The organism is Shewanella litoralis, assembly GCF_009828585.1.
Lineage (GTDB): Bacteria > Pseudomonadota > Gammaproteobacteria > Enterobacterales > Shewanellaceae > Shewanella > Shewanella litoralis.
Genome location: NZ_WSRZ01000180.1, coordinates 1 through 229 on the forward strand (window position 1 = coordinate 1; position 229 = coordinate 229).

Here is a 229-nt window from a genome sequence, read left to right on the forward strand (position 1 = left end):
TGTTGCTGAAAATTGCTGATAACTCTTGGCACCTGAGGAACAGCCCTCTGGATGTTGCTGAAAATTGCTGATAACTCTTGGCACCTGGGGAACAGCCCTTTGGATGTTGCTGAAAATTGCTGATAACTCTTGGCACCTGAGGAACAGCCCTCTGGATGTTGCTGAAAATTGCTGATAACTCTTGGCACCTGGGGAACAGCCCTTTGGATGTTGCTGAAAATTGCTGATA

General features: G+C 46.7%; 1 protein-coding gene. It reads right to left on the reverse strand.

Annotated features, from left to right (window positions below; genetic code table 11):
• Positions 1–229, reverse strand: a 229-nt coding sequence (locus GQA99_RS20745) for a hypothetical protein (RefSeq protein ID WP_206194614.1), incomplete at both ends; no start/stop codon positions are given.